The 365-nt window shown below is 47.9% G+C and carries 1 pseudogene; it reads left to right on the top strand.

From position 1 onward, the window contains the following. Window positions 1-3: 3 nt before the first annotated feature. Window positions 4-365, top strand: a pseudogene (locus DSM465_RS0118025) (IS982 family transposase); the annotation flags it as partial.

The following is a 365-nucleotide window of genomic DNA, read 5'->3' as shown; positions in this document are numbered from 1 at the left end:
CCCATGCAAGAGCACTTTCATTTTACTACAGATCGTGTCAAACTTCAAAAACAATATGCATCGATTTTGCTTTTTGTATCGGCTCAACTATCGAGTATCCAGATTCCTCTTCAACGTCGAAATCGTCATTTGTTGAAACAGAAAGACGAAGTCATCATCACCATCCATGTCCTTGGAAAGTTGTTGGGCTTCACTTCCGAACGGGCTTGGCATCGGTTTGTGATTGGGAATTTGTTTCCCAAGGCCTTGTTCCCTGAGCGTTCTCGGTACAACCGTCGCTGCCGAGCGCTTAGCTTTGCGATCAAGTGGATTCGGCACCAGCTAGCCAAGCGTGGGCAACACCATGCGTATGCGGTCGTGGACAG

Origin of the sequence: Geobacillus thermodenitrificans subsp. thermodenitrificans DSM 465 (assembly GCF_000496575.1) — a bacterium.
GTDB lineage: Bacteria > Bacillota > Bacilli > Bacillales > Anoxybacillaceae > Geobacillus > Geobacillus thermodenitrificans.
Note: the sequence above shows the minus strand (reverse complement) of the source record. Positions and strands in the feature narration are given on the sequence as shown.